Consider the following 19607-nt stretch of genomic DNA (forward strand, 5'->3'; position numbering starts at 1 on the left):
ATACAAATTTTGGTACAATAAAAAAATCAAGACAAAACAATTAGACCTAGCCGATGCTTAAAAAAATTATCAATACAATTAGCAAATTAAACAGAAAACGAAATTATTTATTCAAAAATGTAAAACTTTTTATTTTGTCCTTTAAGCTGAAACGGTCTCAATTAGATTTATCAAAAATAGATAAAGTCACCATTCAAGCATGTAAAAATGGACTTGGCGATGCTGTTATCATATCAGGACTGCCTAAAATTCTCGCCACTCACGGTTTTGAAGTGACAGTGCTGACAAAAAAATCCAATGCTTTTTTATTTGAATCTAATCCTTATGTCAGTCAAGTTATTTGTCTTGACAGACCATTAACCAAATCACAGATTCGTGTTTTAAAATCTTTAGAATGCGATCTATTTATTGATCCAAACAATAGAACCAGTTATTCCAATTGGATTTTTAAGATCATCAAGAAAATAAAACCTAAACATACTATTGGCTTTAACTATCCCAATTGTTACCGTGTATATGACTCAATCATCACCTATACGGATTTTAGTGCACATTTTAGTCAAAGATTTAGGTATATTTTAAATAGAATTAATATACAAACAAGCGAAAATGATTACAAATATGATCTTCATTATTCCGATGAATATGATTTACAAGTTGAAGATCTTTTATCTAATTATCCATCTAAAAAGATCTGTATTTTTAATCCTTATGCATCCTCAGATCGCCGAAGTTTTTCAAGCAAACAGGCACAAGATATTATTGATCTTATGTCGAGTTACCCCTATATAGTAACCATTGTCGTTGGTTTGCCAGATAAAATCAGTAAATTACATCCATCACCAAATATAGTAATTAATCCACTCAATCATTTTTTTCATGCTGCGTCGTTAATTAAACATTGTGATTTTGTTATTTCGGTTGATACCTCTATTGTACATCTTGCCAATGCTTATAATAAACCTTTAATTAGTGTTTATAGTTCTGAGATTGATACTTTTGATCCCCGATATAAAAATAACGATGTGTATAAACCTAATTATGAAAATGCAATACAGATCATTGCACCCGAAAACTCAGCCCAAAATTTAGATATAATGAACTTAAAGCACTATATAGATCAGCTGACAATAAATCTTTAAATCAGATTTCACTTAAAAAATATTATTGTCATGAAGTTTATATAGCGTAAGCTTACTCAGTTATAATGAATTAAAAACATCGTTATAAGCCTGTTTTTCGAAAATATCCGTATCAAGAGCACTATCTAAAGACATATTTTTAACCTCTACTTTTAACGCTTTCATGACAGAACTTGCGTGCTCAAAAGCAGGGAGAATATTTTTTTCAAAATCAGATGCTAATTGTGAATAGGTGATATTGTCAGGTGTTTCATAAAATCGAGGTAAATGGAAATTATTTAAATCAACACCAGCTAAATAAAGTTGGTTAAAACCTAAGTAAACGGCTATTTGAAGCGCCCAATAAACAACAGTTTTAGCCGGAAATACGCCATTGACAATATTTGTCTCAAAGGCTAACGGCTCATGTTCCCGATGATCATTATGATAGAAGTAAATACTTTTATTTCGGGTAGGATCTTTTTCAATTTCAGACAATGTTTGGATCGGTTGATAAGTCAGTTTGAACGCATCTTCAATTAACGCTATTTTACAACAGATGGATTGGTTACCGAAAAGATTTATGATTTTCACTAAACCATCAACTTGCAAAAATAAGAGAAGATCTGGGTTAGCAATAATTTGTTCTACAATCTCAGGTCGTTGAGAAAAAAAGTGAATATCCGTGATAACGTAAAAATTAAAGTTTATTTTGTCCTTTAGACAATATGAGCCATTTACCCCTAAAGTTAATACCGAAGGAGAGTGTTTAAACGTTATTTGATTAATGGATGGCCCAGAAGCAACCATGACTAATTGACCGGTAAAGGCATGTTTTAATGACTTAAGATCGATGATAGGAATCGAGATCCCTTTATAAGCAAAATCGACTATTTGCCCACAATTCCCACGAGAGATTTTGACATGAGGCCAACGTTTACGGTTATGTTTATAACGCTTAGAGTGCGTTAGTCGATAGATTACTTTAAACAATTCATCACTTAATTTCATTTTGATTAACTTTATTTTTTGTTTTTAAGTTTAATATACATAAATGCATATTTTAAGGCTTTTAATACATGACCACTTTTAAAGAATTTTTTTGCATAAACTCGGCAATCAGTTGGTCTCATTTTATCTTGATAGCTGTCTAAACAATTATCTCGCCATGGCGTAAAATGTTTATAAAAAAGATACCAATTCTGGGCAACACCCACATGCTCATGGTACCAAGGTTTTCTCGCTCCCGTAAAATGAATAAAGTAAGGTAAATTTTTTTCAGTTTCAAAAAACTTATCTTTATTTTTTTCGTTAATCCATGTGAATAAGTAGTTCCAACTAGGATCAACGATTAACACATCATTTTGTAATACCATGTTAAGCGCATCTTGATCTGGATAACGCAACTGACCTTTATGCGATAATAAAAGCGTATTTACTTTATCTTCGGTGTTAAAATCATTCCAATTTTTTACATTAATGTATAAAAAACCTGAATTAAAATAATGTGTAGTCGACAAGTTTAATCGTTGAATATTTTTAGAAACGTTTTCATTATTTAATGAATCAATACCGGCCGCACACACGACATTATCGATGTCGATATTATTTATTGCAAATATATCTTTGAAACAAAGGATGTCAGCATCTAAATAGATTAATTTATCCACTTTTCCATTTAATAACCGCGGGACAAGTAGTCGAATAAACATGGAACGATTAAGATGCTTTATCGCATGTTCGTTATCATATTTGTCCAAACATGCTTTAGGTATAGGATAGACGATAATATCTGAGCTTAAACGACTCAATTGATCAATATCGTCTTGTTCGACATCATAAAGAAAAACATGAAATTTTAACGCATTGTTCAAATTGTTAAAATAGATTGATTGAATAGCTATCGCTACATATTTTAAGTAATTTTTATCTGAGCAAAAAGCGATGTTAATCGTATTATGTTTATTCATCTAAATTATTTCCATGATGCACCATTTACTACAAATAATATTTTTAAATTAAATATCTTGCAATTATTCTTTTTACCCTCAAAAATCCAATAGTAGCGACTTTTCCGGTTTGACTAATACAGCTTTTGATTATAGTTTGCGTTCACTTAATTTATTGGAATTGTTTACCTGTATATAAATTAAAGTATATTCCTTTTTTCTCTAATAAAGCTGCGTGATTACCTTGCTCGATAATATGTCCATCATCAATGACTAGAATCTCATCGGCATTTTCAATCGTTGAGAGTCGATGTGCAATCACTAAAGATGTTCGGCCTTTTTGTAATTCATCTAACGCTTTTTGAATGGCACGTTCAGATTCCGTATCTAATGCAGAAGTCGCTTCATCTAAGATTAAAATAGGGTTATCACGCAATAATGCTCTTGCAATAGCGATCCGCTGGCGTTGACCACCTGATAATAATACGCCACTTTCCCCAACTTTGGTGTCAAAGCCTTTTTCAAAATTCATAATAAAATCATAAGCGAAAGCCTTTTTAGCGGCTGCTTCTATTTCAGCTTGTGAATACTGATCAAGTCGACCATATGCAATATTATTGGCAATGGTATCATTAAACAGAAAAACATTTTGCGAAACTAATCCAATTTGGTTTCTTAAACAAAATAGAGTTAAGTCTTGAATGTTATGTCCGTCAATCAATATTTCACCTTCAGAAATATCATAAAAACGTGTCAGTAAATTTGTGATCGTCGTTTTCCCTGAACCCGAACGCCCAACAAAAGCCACGGTTTTTCCTGCCGAAACAGTAAAGCTAATATCTTGGATCGCAAGTTGTTGTCGGGTTTCATACCCAAAACTAACATGCTTAAATTCGATATCCCCTTTTACACGCTCAATGTTAAGTTTACCGATGTCTTTTTCGATAGGTTGCTCCAAAATGGAAAAGAGTGTTTGACATGCCGCCATACCTTTTTGAAAACTCGCATTCACACTGGTCAAACTTTTAATAGGTTGCATAAGCGCAACTAAGGAAGAAAAAACAACCGTAAACTCACCCGCTGTGATATTTAAATCTGGATTACTTGCCGTTAATAAGACAAAAGCAATTGCAAATGAAATAACTAACTGAACAATTGGGGTAGAGAGCGCTGAAATAGAGACAAGTCTCATACCGTCACGACGAAACTTATTACTTATTTTAACAAAATTGTTCGACTCTTCGTCTTGTGCACCAAATACGATGATCTCACGATGTCCTTTTAACATTTGTTCAACAGACATGGTGACATTACCCATTGAATTTTGCATGTTTTTAGCTAATCGTCGGAATTTCACAGAAATAAACGTAATTAAACCAATAACAATGGGAGTAATGATGATCAGTGACAATGATAATTGCCAACTGTTATAAAACATCGTATAAAATAATCCACAAATAAACGCTGATTCACGAATAATGATAATTAAAGCATCGGATGATGACGAGGCTACCTGATCGGTATCGTAAGTTATACGAGACAATAATCGACCATTCGAATTTTGATCGTAATAACTAACCGGCGCATCGACAAAATGGTTAAATAACCTTTGTCTAATCCGCATGACAATTTTTCCAGAGATAAATGCTAACGAAACCGAATAGCCGTAGTTAGCTATACCTCGTAATAAAACCAACCCAAAAATATAGAGGGGAGCCATAAGTAAAAAACTTTTATCACCTTCACTAAACCCTCTATCTAAAAGGGGTTTTAATATTGCAATGAGTGATGTATCGGCAAATGCACTTAAGAAAAGTAATAATACAGAGACAAATAAAATGAGTTTATGCTCAATAATATATGGCCACAGTTTCAAAAACGTTTGCCATGTTGATGAATCTTTATCGAGATCATGCTTTTCTTGTTGATGTTTTTTAGTCATATTGTTCTTCATAAATAAATTAATGATATTACGCATTAAATTGCATTTTATGCATTTGAGAATAAATACCATTCAGCGCTAAAAGTGATTCATGATCGCCATCTTCAACGATTTTTCCCTCATCAATAACTAAAATTCGATCGGCTTTTTCAATGGTTGATAATCGATGAGCAATAATGATAGATGTACGATTTTTTTGCAAAATTTCAATCGCTTCCTGTACCAATCGTTCGGATTCATTATCTAATGCTGAAGTCGCTTCATCTAAAATTAAAATCGGGTTATTACGTAACAGAACTCTGGCAATTGCAATCCGTTGTCGCTGCCCTCCTGATAGCAATACGCCGTTATCACCAATTTCAGTATTAATACCTTGTTCTAATTTGTCAATAAACTCTAAAGCATTTGCTAATTTTGCAGCGTGCATAATGGCTTCTTGAGAATGTTTTCCTTTCTCTCCATAAGCAATATTATCGGCTATTGTTCCATTGAATAAATGCACGCGTTGCGATACATATCCAATCTGGCTTCGTAATGATTTTAATGTGTAATCTTTTATATTAATCGAATCTAACAGAATTTCGCCGTTTGTTACATCATAAAAACGAGGAATTAAACTGGCTATGGTGGATTTACCGGCCCCAGACCGTCCAACTAATGCAACCGTTTGCCCCGCTTTTATCGTAAAACTGATATCATTGAGTGAGGGTGTATTTCGAGTAGGATAAGTATAGGTAACATGTCTAAATTCTATATTACCATTAACTTTATCTTTCTCAATTTTACCTTCATCTTCTTCTAATGGTGAATTTAAGATCCCAAATAATGATTCACAAGCTACCGCACCTTTTTGTAATTCAACATGTAAACTGGTTAATTCACGAAGTGGGCGCATAACCGCAACCATAGCAGAAAATACAACGGTAAAAGATCCAGGCGTGATATCCAAACTTTCACTGGCAACCAGATACAAGATGCCCCCTAAACCTAAAGTTGCAATCAACTGGATGATTGGTGTTGACAATCTTGAAACAAATTCAATTTTTAATACGCCACGTCGCACAGTATCAGTTATCTGGCTAAAATTACGTTTTTCGTAATCCTTAGCATTAAATATTAATACCTCTTTATGACCGTTTAACATTTCATCGGCAGCGGTGGTAATTTCACCCATCCCTTTTTGCATCGATTTAATGGTTTCTCTAAATTTTTTGGCAATAAATTGTGCGATAAAAATGATTAAAGGAACAATGATAAATAGCACTAATGCTAATTTCCAACTACCATAAAACATGACACAACAAAGTCCAATGGCGTAGGTAATTTCTCGAACCAAGATAATTAATGCATCAGATGAAGCTTTGGATAAGAGTTGTGTATTGAATGTGATAACTGACACAAGGTCACCCACAGAACTCTTATCATGGAAGCTAACGGGGCTTTTAACAAGATGATTGAAGATTAACTGCCTAAATTTGGTGACAACTTTGCCCGACAACCACGATAGACAGTAGGTCGATGCGTAGTTTGACAATCCTCTTAACAGTATTAAACCAATGATCGAACCAGCAATGATCATCAATAACGAATAATTTTTTCCCATTAAACCATGATCCAATAACGGTTTTGTAAGAGAAATTAGCGTAGCATCAGTAGCGGCATTTAATAGCAATCCAAACACGGCCGCAATTAATGCTTTTTTGTATGGTGCAACAAAAGGCCAAAGCAGTCTAAGTGTTTTCCAAGAGGTATATTTGTCCGACATAAAGTTAATTAAAAATTATCAAAATAATAGGTATTATACTACAAATAACGATGTCTCGTTAGTTTAATAAATGCTTAAAAGAGTCTTAGTTAATTATTCCTACAATAAAACTTCGTTCATTTAAAATAGAATAGAATCTTCGCATCAAAAAAAATGCATATCTACTCGATATGCATTTAGATCACCCAATCGTCGATTATTTTTTACATTTAGCGACTAACTGAGAGGTTGAATAACCTTCTATACGTTCAAGAATAATGGCCTCGCCACCATAACTGACTACTTTTTGCGCTTCAGGCCAATTATCAATGGTGTAGCCTTCTTTCGCAATCACATCAGGTCGAAGTTCTTCCACAATATGGCACGCATTATCTTCACTAAATACGATGACATAATCAACAAATTCGAGTGAAGCCAGTAACGTGGCTCGAGTGTTTTGATCTTGAATAGGTCTATCAGCACCTTTATATTTTTTTATCGAATCGTCTGAGTTCACTCCCACAATGAGAATATCACAAACATTTTTAGCTTGTTGCAAAGAACTTAAATGCCCTAAATGTAACAAATCAAAACAGCCATTTGTAAATCCAATTTTTTTACCTTGTTTTTTTAATTCATCAATAATTGGCTTAGCATCGGATAAACTGATAATTTTATTTGTTCGAGTACACTTAATTTCACATTTTTTTGTCGTTAATTTTACTTTTAATTCATTAAAAGAAACAGTGGCTGTGCCTAATTTTCCAACCACAATTCCTGATGCAATATTGGCTAATTGCATCGCTTCGGCAATTGGTGCTTTTGCACCTAAAGCAATACCTAATGTGGCTAAAGAGGTATCTCCTGCACCAGAAACATCGAAAACTTCTTTAGCTTCTGTTGGTATTTTGACAATGAAATTTTTATTTTCACATGAAATATAAGCCATTCCATATTCACTTAAGGTCACAATAATATTTTTAATACCATATTGTTTTAAGAAAATATCAGCACCTTGTTTCAATTCATCATCAAATTGTGGACTATCAGGATTGAGTTTAATACCTGTTGCATCAAAAAATTCTTTGATATTTGGCTTAATTAATGTTGCACCACGATACTTAGAATAATCATTACCTTTTGGATCAACAATAACTGGAATATTAAACTTATTACAAAGATTAATAATCATCTGAGTGGTTTCTTGATTAAAAATACCTTTATTGTAATCCGATAACAAAACAATATCGGTCATCTTAATGGCTTGCTTGACTAACTTAGAAAATTTAGGGAGTAATTCAGGTACAAACGGAAGTAGCTTTTCAGCATCAGCACGAAGTAAATGATTATGATTAGCGATGAATCGTGTTTTGATAATAGTTGGATGATTTTTCAATCGATAAAGATGACTATGGCTTCCTGCATTTTTTAAAAGTGAAGTAACAAGCTTACCGTTTGTGTCTAAACCAACAAATCCTAAAAAAGTAGGTTTACAGCCAAGAGACGCTAAATTTGCCGCCACATTACCTGCCCCACCTAACATTACCTCTTCATGATCCAATCTGAAAATGGGTACGGGTGCTTCAGGAGAAATCCGCTCTACCGTTCCATACAAAAAACGATCCAACATAATATCCCCAATGACCGTTACTTTAGTATTTCTAAATCTATCAAGGTAAGAATAAAATTGATTCATATTAATATTTCCAGTTTATGCTATTTCAATATTTTTTTAATTTCTTCGAAAATCGAATTTGGTTTGATACTTTTCATACAGATATGATTGTTGTTTTTATTGATACAATATGATGCCCATTTATTATTTATCCATTCGCATGTTAAAGGACACGCACTGGAAGAAATATTGACATTATCTGAATAACCATAAAAGTCTGCAGAAGTCGGACCAAAAATCACGACTGAAACACCACCTTCTAAAGACTTTCTTAAATGAACCATTCCACCTTCTCCATCAATATGTAACATGGAATTTTTCAAAATAGCTTTCAACTGATTTAAAGTCGTTTTTCCAACTAAGTTTAAATCCGTACTTTTAATTAACTGACATCTATCTGTCGATACACCTAATTGAACAATTTTGTATTCTGGAAACGCTGTTTTTATCAGCCTGACTAATTCATCATAGTATTCAAGCGGATATAATTTTGTGGATTCACTTTGAGGATTTGTCCCATCCACCCCACGATTAAGCGTAATAAACTTTGTATCGGCTAATTTTAGATCTTTTAAAACTTTTTCATCATCAGATAGTGCTGGTAAAAATTTATAATTATTGCGATCAATATTCAAAAAACCATAAATATCTGGCTGTTGCAATCTATTTTGATTATTGATTATAGAATACTGAATACTTAATGAGTCAATTTTAGGTGGATCGTACACAATTTTACCATTTATTCGATAAAATTCTTCATACAATTTAACCAATTTTTTTAATTTCAAATTTACATTTGACGGGAGTAAAACTAAATTATTTTTAACTATTAGTGGAAAACGATCTATTTTAAAATCAAGTAAGTAAGCTACTCGATCTTGATTCCACTCATCTTTATGATAGATATTAAAAACTGATTCCCCAATCAATTCTTTAACTAATTTGGTATTCTTTACGAAAATATCGATAGTTTTAATTTCATCTTTCAAATAATCCAAAAGATAACTACAGTAATTAAGATTAATTAAGATATCACCGATTCCCCCTGTAATGAAAAAAGATAAACGATCTAAGCGATATTCAATTTCATAAGGTTCATTAGTAATCGGATCAAATTTTTGCTTGTTTGATTTAAAGTCAAAAAGTTTACACAAATTCCACCACAACAATTTGATTGCAGCTTTTTTATACTTATTAGAATAAAGTGATTTATATTTATTAACTTTTTGCTGTAATTTATCAAAATAGTTCATAATTGATTTCTTATTTACTCATATAGTTTCAATATTAAAATATATTTACATTAACCTAGCTTTTGGGCGGGGTATTATACCCTAAAATAAAGGAAAATTTTTAGAAAAATTTCTAATAATTAAAATTATTTTTATAGCAAAAAAACTGAATAAATAAGTAATTATATTTATAACTTGAGTAAACAATCGTGTTATTTAACTATGCTAGTTTAGTCTTTGACCTTTCCAATAAAGCGACTATTGATAATAATTAATTTATACTTTCATCATGCTTTAAAAATTTTTTGACTTGTTCAAAAACAAAATTTGTATCTATAGATTTCATGCAGATATGGTTGTTGAGACTATTGATGCAAGTTTTCGCCCATGTTTCATTTAACCATTCGCAACTAAATGGGCAAGCTTTAGAAGCAATATTAATATTGTCAGCATATCCATAAAAATCGGCAGAGGTAGGCCCAAAAATCACAACAGATACCCCTCCATTTAAAGCCTTTCTTAAATGTACCATTCCCCCTTCACTATCAATATGTAGTACAGAATGCTTAAGTAATACTTTAAGGGCGTCTAATGATGTTTCGCCAACCAAGTTTATATCAACATTATCAATCAGTTGACATCGATCGGTTGATGCGCCTAATTGAACAATTTTATAATTTGGATAATTGATTTTAATAAGATTTACTAAAGCATTATAATTGTGTAAGCTCCACAGTTTAGTGGACTCAATCACATTACCTTGATTATCAACGCCCCTGTTGATAGTGATATATTTACCTGGCTTGAGCCTTAAATTGTTTAATATTCGGTTTTCGTGAAATATTTTAGGGGTATACTTAAAATTACGACTAATATTTAATAAATTAGCAATATCAGGTTGTTGTATTCTTTTATGTCCATTGATAAGCGAAAACTGATTAGTCATGCCGTCCATAAAAGGTAAGTAATCAAAAAAACGGGTATTTTTCTTGTAAAAATCTTTGTAAACGTCAATAAGTTTAAGCAATTTTTTATTTTTGGAATGCTTTGAATAAATAAGGTTATTTTCTAAAATTTGTGGGTATCTAACTAATCCTATTTTCAACAGATATTTATCATTTATTGGCTCTAAAACGGGAAAAATATTAAATTCAGCCCCACCATCTAAAGATTTCACCATACCAGCATTATTAACAAAAATATCGATAATAATGTTGTTAGGCTTTAAATATTCTCGTAAATAACAAGCGTAATTAAAACCAATTAAAATATCACCAATCCCCCCTGATAAAATTAGGGCTATTTTATTTAAATTTTTCTTAGATATTTTATCTTTACTGGTTTTTAAACTAATTATTTGAACAATGTTCCACCAAATTAATTTAAGCGCAATTTTCTTATCATTAACTTTGTATTTTGTTTTATATTTATTAACTTTTCTCTGTAACTCTTTAAGATAACTCATAATTAATATTACCCCATGTATTAATTTGAATTTTTCCAGCCATTACAATTCGTAATTTAATAAACGCTATCAATTAAATGGGTTGCTACATTACATGCTTACATTAGAACGTTAAAAGCATTGACAATTTACTGCTTTTCTAACTTTCTAATCACTATATTACGTACTATTTTGCAATTGGGTTGAAACATTCAATTATTCGTTTGGTAAAATTAGCTAATATTTTAGTTAAAGGTTTGATATATTTTAATCACGCAAAAAAAGGGATACAGATCATACAAGTGCCATTTATCACAAAGCTGATCCCATTTTTCTATACTGTATCATGTAACATTATAATATAACGTTTAAAGTGAGCTTATCAATCATATGTCAAATAACATCAGTCATGATTAAACACCAAAATCAGTCTTCAAAGCACAACCAAACTTGGAATTTTCTAATGTTATTTAGTTTATAGCCAATTATTCAAAACAAAATGCCTTTATTTCAATTATAATTTTTAATTCAACATTCTGTATTTTTTTATGCCAATCAATAGAAATCACACTCTACTAAAGATTTTTAGATTATTTCACGACACAACGATTTTATTGACTCTTAATACTTAAATTTTATTACAGTGTTATATTTAATAATTGATAACTGGTCAACATTATTTTTATAAAAAAGTTAACTAATAATTCCAAACTCAATATTGGATGGCGGTAAGTTTATACTATTAGTCACTGAATTGGGAATGAAAGTTGGTAAATATTGATTTTTGAAGTTCGTTTGTATAAAAATTGATTCATTTACTTAACAATTTCAACCAACATGACCTAAATTTAAACGATTATCGATAGCGTAAATTATCCTACGCTTAAATTACACCAAAGGTCTGAAACTTTTTAATGTTTCTTTAATCTGTTCGATAATCAATTGGATATCTAATTCAGCAATCGGATCACCTGCCTTTGTAATCTTGTTTTGTTGTGTAAATAAAAGTTTAGCGTTCGTGCCGATAGGTGCCCATACTTTATTCAGATTAAAACCAGCATTAAAACGATTATTATAAACCGCTATCAATGGTTTATTATAAGTTGATGCAACATGCACAACTGATGTATCCACACTAATGACTAAATGACATAGCGAAACAAGCGCTGATGCCACAATAAAAGATGGATTTCTATTGAGATGAATATTCGGTAATTCATCAATAGCACAAATTTGCTTCTGTTCCCCCACAATAATGGTAGTACAATTTTTTTGTTGTGATAGAAAAGCGTTAATTCTTTTTATTTGTTCATGTGAAAAACTTTTCGTTTCAGACGATCCAAACGGATTAAAAACAATAATAAATTTATCCGATCCATTACACACTTCGTCAATAAACTTTTTGGCTGTTAATAATTCATCATGATAAATATTGAGATGATATTGAACACAATTATAACTAATTTTCAGAAGATCTAGAATTTTACAGCTTCGTTGAGTGATATGAGCGTTCACCTCGTTAAAAACAATTGAAGTATCATATTGTAAGAATTTAGATTGATTAAACCCTATGGTATGCGTCGGGTCAAAAGATGAGATAAGTTCAACTCTTCTAAGACTATTATCACCTTCATCATAAAGATCAATGGCAAGATCTATCTTGATATTTTTTTCGGTTTTGCAAAATTTTTTTATCTCTTTTTTATTAAAAAAGTAAGCATTATCGACTTCAATAAAACCATTAAATAAAAAGCTTAACCGTTCATCCACAACAACATTCACTTGATAATTTTTCTGTCTTAATTCATTAATAAGAAAAGAAGCAACGATTGCATCACCAATACCAAAATCGCACATGACTATTAATAATGAGTGATATTTTTCAGCATCAAAAACGGTTTGATTTAATTTTCGTTTGTTAAGTTGATTTGTTTTAAAATTATTCTTAATCTTTTTAATTAGAAAATTTCTATATCGATTAAGGCGTTTGAAGCATTCAATCATTCTTTATTGTCTCGTCAGTTTTCCATAATAAATAGTTCAACAATTTTGTCTTATAAAACAAATCAATCGTTATTTTTCAATTGGATTTTTTTCAAAATTAATCATCGATTCATACCATAATCCCGTAATTTATTGGCGATTGCCGTATGTGATACGCCTAACCGTTTCGCCAGTTTACGGGAACTTGGATATTTATCGTATAACTGTAATAAAATCTCTTTTTCAAACTGTTTGGTCATTTCATCTAATGTCTTATTTTCGATATTATCAATGCTAGATATTCTTGATGAAGTTTGCACTGGTAACTCAATATCATTGACGGTCAATTTAGTTGATGTCAACTGAGATAGAGCGCAATACAGAATATTTTTTAGTTGTCTTACATTCCCTGGCCATGAGTAGCGGGCTAAATAGTCAAAAACTTCATTATCGACATAAGGAGCAGGTATGCCTTGTTTATCGGCAAATTCATTGACAAACATCATGGTTAGCGGAGCAATGTCTTCTTTGCGTTCACGTAATGAAGGAAGATGTAATGAAAGCACATTGAGCCGATAATAGAGATCTTTTCTAAATTTTCCTTGTTCGACTAAATCGGCTAAATCAACTTTTGTGGCACAAATAATACGTACATCAACATACACCTCGTTATCATCGCCAACCCGACGAAAATAGCCATCATTAATGAAACGTAATAACTTGGTCTGCATTTGAAAAGACATTTCATCAATACCATCAAGTAGAACCGATCCGCCATTAGCCTGTTCAAAAAAACCTTTTTTACTTTCTATTACCCCTGGGTAAGCCCCTGCAGCATGACCGTAAAGTTCGCTTTCAACCACTTCATCTGGCATTGCAGCACAATTTAACGCTAAAAAAGTTTGCTCCCCTCGAGGACTGTATTGATGACAGGCATAAGCAAGCAGATCTTTACCAGTACCTGTTTCTCCCGAGATTAATAACGGTTCACGTTGCATCGAAAACGCTTTAGCTTGGGCAATTAATTTTTGCATGGCATTACTTTGGGTCGCAAAAATGTCAAAAGCCTGACTTGCCACAACATGAATTTTGGATAATCTTTTTTTAAGATATTCTATAGGTTGGATGATAAAAATAGTTTTTGATGTTTCATTAACTTTTTGCAACAGATAATACTGTGCATTAAGTACAATAATAGTATCATCTAGCTCATCAACACCTTGCGTCTTATCCAGATGAAATATTGCCTGATAGTCAAAAGGTTGTTGTAACGTTAACAAAGTCGATGAAAGTAACGCTTTAGCCTTGTCATTATATGCTATCAGTCGTTTATTATGATCAATTTCAAGGATGGCTATTTGCATTATAATCCGCCCATTTTTCATTTAGTTTCATCAAATTATTATATCGATTTTGCCAATCAGCTGTTTTGATTAAATCGTCATAGCTAATTTTGTTTTTTGTTAACAGCGATTGCGCTTTGGTTGATCTAAGGGAGTGTTGTTTATCTAAACTTTCCAATTGTTCTAAAATTGCAAAAGTTCCTTGACGGTTATTACACGCTAACAACAGATCACAACCTGCTGCTAATGCATTTTTTGCTCGCTCAGCATAATTTCCCATGACAGAAGCACCTTCCATCGATAAATCATCCGAGAAAATGACACCATCAAAATGTAATTGTTGACGAAGCACTGTTTTAAGCCAATAGCTTGAACCGCTCGCTGGTTTATCATCAAACGCTGGATAGATAACATGCGCAGGCATAATTGCATCAAGTTTTTTATCAGCAATTAATCTGGAAAATATCTGCATATCATGTTCAATTAATGATTGATTGCGATGATCAACTGGCGTTTCTTTATGAGAATCAGCAATAACATGACCATGCCCCGGAAAATGTTTACCGGTTGTTTTCATTCCAGCACTATGCATACCATCAATCATTGCTGATGCAATTTGGTATGCGATATCGACATCTTGATGAAACGAACGTGAGCCGATAGCCAAACATTCATGACCTAAATCCAATACGGGCGCATAACTCAAATCAATATCAAAGGCAATTAGTTCCATTGCTAACAACCAACCGGCATCAAAAGCTAAGGATTTTGCTTGTTCAATATCATTCAGCAACGCATACGATTGTGCAGGGGGAATTAATGTAAAACCTTGTCTAAAACGCTGAACTCGTCCCCCTTCATGATCCACTGAAATTAATAATCGTTCTGGGGATACTGAACGAATCTCTTTTATTAATTGTGATAATTGTTCTACATTCTGAAAATTACGGCTAAATAAAATGACGCCCGCAACTAAAGGATTTTGTAACAGCGTTTGATCTTCTTTGGTTAAGGTCGTCCCCTCAAAATCAATTAATAGCGGTCCCATTACTCATTTGCCTCAGTTTGATTATTATCAGTTTGCGTCTTTGGCTGAGCAAAATCTTTTGAAGCTACTCTCTCTAAAATTTCGCCATTTTGGGTAGAAAGTAATTCTATTGAAAGATCAGCATCTGTGCCATTATCATCATTAGGTAATTGATAAAGTGTGGTAAACAATACATATTGCGCATTTATTGATTTAGCTAACCCAATCATTTTTCCTCGAGACACAAATTTATCATCTGAACCAATACCGATTGCTTGTTTAGCTTGATTAATTGATTGCTTATCAACAACTGAAAAAATGGGTTGCTTACTCATTAACTGGTGTAGCGCTTCATCAATTTGATTATTTGCGACAAATTCACCTGTGCGATTTTGTATATCACTGATTAATAATACTCTATTGCCTTCAGGGATTGATGAGGATTGTAGTATTTTAGTAATAAATGGCGATAAAATACTTCGCCAATCTGTTTTTTTAACAATTTGCGGCGGAGTTTCAATAATGCCTATTGGTGAATTGTCAATTGGAGGAGTATCGACTGTTTTTTTAGAATCAAGAAGATGACACCCGACCAATAAACTGACAAATGCAATAAATGCTAATAACCTTATAATTTTTCTCATATTAAGTTAACCTATTAATCGCCCCAAATTTTTTCCACCTAATAAATGCATATGAATATGAAAGACTTCTTGTCCCGCATCTTTATTACAATTCATGATTAATCGATAACCACTTTCATCAATTCCTTCTTGTTTAGCAATGTTAGCGGCCACAATCATCATATGTCCAAGTAACTGTTCATCTTGTTCAGTCACATGATTAACAGTTGGAATAAGTTTGTTTGGAATGATTAAAATGTGAGTGGGGGCTTGCGGTGAGATATCTCGAAAAGCGGTCACTTTATCATCTTGAAATACGATATCTGCAGGAATTTCATGTCGGATAATTTTACTAAAAATAGTTTCTTCTGCCATTATATTTTCCTTATATAAAACCCGATAAAAGTTAAATTAGAGAAAGCATAACATATTTTTATTATAAAAGTGTATAGATAACGTTACAATTTACAGAAACAAAAAATCTAAACTAAATTGTTTACCATTTCAAAAAAACAGAGTATAACGCTAAGAAATCATTAATTTTAATGCTAATACCAGTAAGAACATCCCAAACAACTTAATCAGTTTATCCACTGAAATTCTTTGTGCTATTAGTAGGCCCACTTTTGCCATAGGAATACTAGCGAGCATAATGACTAATACAGCAGGAACATAAACAAAACCAACGCAATATTTTGGTAGAGGCATGACATGCCAACCAGAAATGATGTAACCTATCGTGCCAGCTATGGCAACCGGTAGCGTAAAAGCCGCTGATGTGCCGATTGCTTTACGCATACCAATACCGCATTTTTTTAGAAAAGGCACGACTAATACGCCTCCACCTACGCCAACTAAAGCGGCAAAAAGACCAATAACACCGCCCATTGCGATATAAATACTAGTATTCAACTTTACCACTTCAGTAGCGTGATTGTGCACAACTTGACGGGTTTTAAAAACAAATTGACTACCAACATAAATCATGAAAATGACAAAAATCCATTTTAACCAAACACCCGGTATCAAAGGCGTAATGTAGGATCCTCCGATAGTACCAATAATACAACCTAAAACCATTCTTTTTAAAATAGACCACTCGATATTGTGGTTTTTATTATGCATCCAGCTTGAAGACAAACTCGTCCCAATGATTGTTGCTAAAGATGTGGCTATAGCGATATGGTTTGTCCAAACACTATTAACGGTAAAGTGGTTGAGTGTAAAAATTAGCGCTGGCACAATCAAAGCGCCCCCACCGATACCAAACATGCCGGCTAACAGACCTGCTGCCGCCCCAATGCAAAGAAACAGAATAAATTCTAGTATCATAAAGCATCCTTTTGTTTTAGTAGCTAACATTAAAATCGAGATCATAAATTCAGATTTTAAATAATATTTCAAATAATCATTTGGTTATACATCGAAATTGTACGGTTTTACAGGGTTAATATTTGACAGACCACCTAAGTTTAACATGACAATGTATTTGGTCATGATCAAATAGTGACAGATGACAAAAAATCGCTTATTTTAATAGAAAATCAATGAATAAAATAAATTTCTAAAAATTAAAATGGTAAGGAGTACATCATGAAAGATCGATTAAAATGGGTTGATGAATTTTGTTTTATGGGCGAAACAGCAAGCGGTCATGCCTTAATCATGGATGGTGGCATTGAACACGGCGGTCGCAATCGTGGTGCTCGTCCAATGGAACTATTACTGCATGGTGCTGCTGGTTGCATGGCTTATGATATTGTCGCTATTTTAAAAACAGCTAAAAAAGATATACGGGATCTGTGGATTGATATCGATAAAACTCAAGCTGATTCTTCCCCTAAAGTTTACACCTCGATTAACTTTCATATTGTCGTCACAGGTAAGAATATTGACAACGAAGCCGTTGAAAAAGCCATAAAACTTGCATCTGAAAAATATTGTAGTGCCTCAATTATGTTAGGTAAAACAGCAAAAATGAGTTACACCTATGAAATAAGAGAGCACCATTAATCGTATAGATCGAAAAGTTATATATAAATAACAAGTTGATCTTAGCTGTATAACCATTCATCCATTAACATATTGAATGTAGGCTTTGATTTTATATGAGAATGGTTATGCCGCAGTTAACAAAGAGTATGCGATTTCGAGATCTGGTCATTCTTGGATTGCTTTTTATTGGACCCGCAGCCCCAGTTGGATTATTTGGGGTATTAGATGCAACGAGTGATGGCGCCACGGCGTTAGTGTATATAGTAGCGACATTAGTTATGGGGTTTACGGCATATTCTTATGCCAGAATGGCAAATGCGTTACCCCATGCTGGATCGGTGTATGCTTACTGCTCAGCGGGAATTCATCCTCATGCTGGTTTTTTAGTCGGTTGGTTATTATTGCTTGATTATTTGTTTATTCCAGCTGTAGCTTATTTATTTAGTGGAATATCCCTTAATGCCCTCATGCCTGATATTCCTGTTTGGCTATGGACGGGTTTAGCGGTTATTGTGACAACAGCACTCAATTTAATAGGGATTAAAAAATCGATTAATATCACTTTAGTTATATTAATTCTGGAAGTCTTAATTTTATTAGCGATTTTAACTGTAGGAATTTGGGTATTATTAACAAGTGATATTGAACGAGACTGGTTAAGACCATTTACAGGGGGACAATTATTTACTTGGGAAAAATTATTGACAGCGGTATCCATTGCCGTGTTATCGTATTTAGGTTTTGACGCCATCGCAACTTTTTCTGAAGAAAATCGAGGTGAACGCAATTTAGTCAGTCAAGCTATCTTAACTTGTTTATTCATAGCTGGGTTACTGTTTGTTATTCAAATTTATGTCGGTTCATTACTCAGTCCCTACTCTCCCGAATATCTGCAAACGCATACAGAATTACAAGGAAAAGCCTTTTACAATATTGTTAGCCAAGAGATAAGTCTTTGGCTTGGATGGGCGTTAGGTTTAATGAAAGCAATAGGTGCATCATTTGCTGCCATGGTCGGACAAGCTGCTTCAAGCCGTTTACTGTTTAGTATGGGTCGAGATAAACGCTTACCTGCAATGTTTGCAAAGGTCGGTAAGCAAAGCGGTGTACCTACTATCGCAATTTTATTTGCAGCAATTTTTAATTTAGGCTTGGCAGCGATTGCCGCAATTAGTCCAAAAGGATTGCCAACTTTAATTTCATTTGTTGATGTTGGTGCACTCACTGCATTTATTATGTTACATCTTTCAGTGATCGGCTATTTCAAGTTTAAAAAACAGAATTTCAACTATGGGATTTCTTCTTTTATATTTGATATATGTTTGCCTATTATCGGTATCTTGGTTTTAATACCGGTATTACTGCATATTGATAATCAAGCCAAAATAGTGGGGATTATATGGTTAACGATAGGCATTGTTGTTTTGATTTTTAATCAAGGAAAATGCCAATTAACGGCATTCACTAAAGCGAATATATAACCTAATCAACTTTAATTTATATCAACGATGCTATAGTGTATTGAATAA

General features: G+C 32.8%; 16 protein-coding genes. 3 read left to right on the top strand and 13 right to left on the bottom strand.

The genetic code is table 11. The annotated features are described in order from the left end of the window. Positions 1–134 precede the first annotated feature (134 nt). Positions 135–1142: a glycosyltransferase family 9 protein gene (locus J3U36_RS03935; protein WP_267378128.1), complete on the top strand. Its 1008-nt coding sequence runs from the start codon at positions 135–137 to the stop codon at positions 1140–1142. Positions 1143–1202: 60 nt separating this feature from the next. On the opposite strand, the gene J3U36_RS03940 is transcribed toward J3U36_RS03935, so the two are convergent. The 13 genes from J3U36_RS03940 to J3U36_RS04000 all read right to left on the bottom strand — a co-directional run bounded on the left by J3U36_RS03940 (position 1203) and on the right by J3U36_RS04000 (position 17415). Further along, positions 1203–2132: a hypothetical protein gene (locus tag J3U36_RS03940; protein ID WP_267378124.1), complete on the bottom strand. Its 930-nt coding sequence runs from the start codon at positions 2130–2132 to the stop codon at positions 1203–1205. Positions 2133–2143: 11 nt separating this feature from the next. Then, a complete protein-coding gene (locus J3U36_RS03945; RefSeq protein WP_267378121.1) occupies positions 2144–3091 on the bottom strand; it encodes a glycosyltransferase family 8 protein in 948 nt (315 codons plus the stop codon). A 151-nt stretch (positions 3092–3242) separates the two neighbouring features. Further along, positions 3243–5012 (bottom strand): lipid A ABC transporter ATP-binding protein/permease MsbA, encoded by a 1770-nt coding sequence (gene msbA, locus J3U36_RS03950; protein WP_267378118.1) that lies wholly within the window; start codon positions 5010–5012, stop codon positions 3243–3245. A gap of 28 nt (positions 5013–5040) precedes the next feature. After that, positions 5041–6777, bottom strand: coding sequence for a lipid A export permease/ATP-binding protein MsbA (msbA, locus tag J3U36_RS03955; RefSeq protein ID WP_267361167.1), 1737 nt, complete (start codon positions 6775–6777; stop codon positions 5041–5043). A gap of 196 nt (positions 6778–6973) precedes the next feature. Then, a complete protein-coding gene (rfaE1, locus tag J3U36_RS03960; RefSeq protein ID WP_267378113.1) occupies positions 6974–8452 on the bottom strand; it encodes a D-glycero-beta-D-manno-heptose-7-phosphate kinase in 1479 nt (492 codons plus the stop codon). Between the two features lie 20 nt (positions 8453–8472). Continuing rightward, the gene (locus J3U36_RS03965; RefSeq protein ID WP_267378110.1) at positions 8473–9684 is read right to left on the bottom strand and encodes a glycosyltransferase family 9 protein; all 1212 of its coding nucleotides are present in this window, start codon (positions 9682–9684) and stop codon (positions 8473–8475) included. A gap of 250 nt (positions 9685–9934) precedes the next feature. Then, positions 9935–11128 (bottom strand): glycosyltransferase family 9 protein, encoded by a 1194-nt coding sequence (locus J3U36_RS03970; protein WP_267351280.1) that lies wholly within the window; start codon positions 11126–11128, stop codon positions 9935–9937. A gap of 867 nt (positions 11129–11995) precedes the next feature. After that, positions 11996–13111, bottom strand: coding sequence for a glycosyltransferase family 9 protein (locus J3U36_RS03975; protein WP_267378107.1), 1116 nt, complete (start codon positions 13109–13111; stop codon positions 11996–11998). A 101-nt stretch (positions 13112–13212) separates the two neighbouring features. Then, positions 13213–14454, bottom strand: a complete 1242-nt coding sequence (locus J3U36_RS03980; protein ID WP_267361163.1) for a sigma 54-interacting transcriptional regulator — start codon at positions 14452–14454, stop codon at positions 13213–13215. Beyond that, entirely contained in the window at positions 14435–15481 is a 1047-nt protein-coding gene (gene nagZ, locus J3U36_RS03985; protein WP_267378104.1) for a beta-N-acetylhexosaminidase, read from the bottom strand. Before nagZ ends, J3U36_RS03980 begins: the two co-directional genes overlap by 20 nt. Next, the gene (locus J3U36_RS03990; RefSeq protein ID WP_267378101.1) at positions 15481–16104 is read right to left on the bottom strand and encodes a hypothetical protein; all 624 of its coding nucleotides are present in this window, start codon (positions 16102–16104) and stop codon (positions 15481–15483) included. The genes nagZ and J3U36_RS03990 overlap by 1 nt, the downstream gene beginning before the upstream one ends. 6 nt (positions 16105–16110) lie before the next feature. After that, on the bottom strand, positions 16111–16458 hold the full coding sequence (locus J3U36_RS03995) for an HIT domain-containing protein (protein ID WP_267361157.1): 348 nt from the start codon (positions 16456–16458) through the stop codon (positions 16111–16113). 150 nt (positions 16459–16608) lie between these two features. Further along, positions 16609–17415, bottom strand: a complete 807-nt coding sequence (locus tag J3U36_RS04000; RefSeq protein WP_267361155.1) for a sulfite exporter TauE/SafE family protein — start codon at positions 17413–17415, stop codon at positions 16609–16611. Positions 17416–17676: 261 nt separating this feature from the next. Here J3U36_RS04000 and J3U36_RS04005 point away from each other — a divergent pair, with 261 nt between their 5' ends. Both J3U36_RS04005 and J3U36_RS04010 read left to right on the top strand, forming a co-directional pair. Beyond that, on the top strand, positions 17677–18096 hold the full coding sequence (locus J3U36_RS04005) for an OsmC family protein (protein WP_267361153.1): 420 nt from the start codon (positions 17677–17679) through the stop codon (positions 18094–18096). 107 nt (positions 18097–18203) lie between these two features. Beyond that, the gene (locus J3U36_RS04010) at positions 18204–19559 is read left to right on the top strand and encodes an APC family permease (protein ID WP_267378096.1); all 1356 of its coding nucleotides are present in this window, start codon (positions 18204–18206) and stop codon (positions 19557–19559) included. Positions 19560–19607 lie beyond the last annotated feature (48 nt).

It is taken from the genome of Gilliamella sp. B3817, from assembly GCF_026536705.1.
Taxonomy (GTDB): Bacteria; Pseudomonadota; Gammaproteobacteria; order Enterobacterales; family Orbaceae; genus Gilliamella; species Gilliamella apicola_I.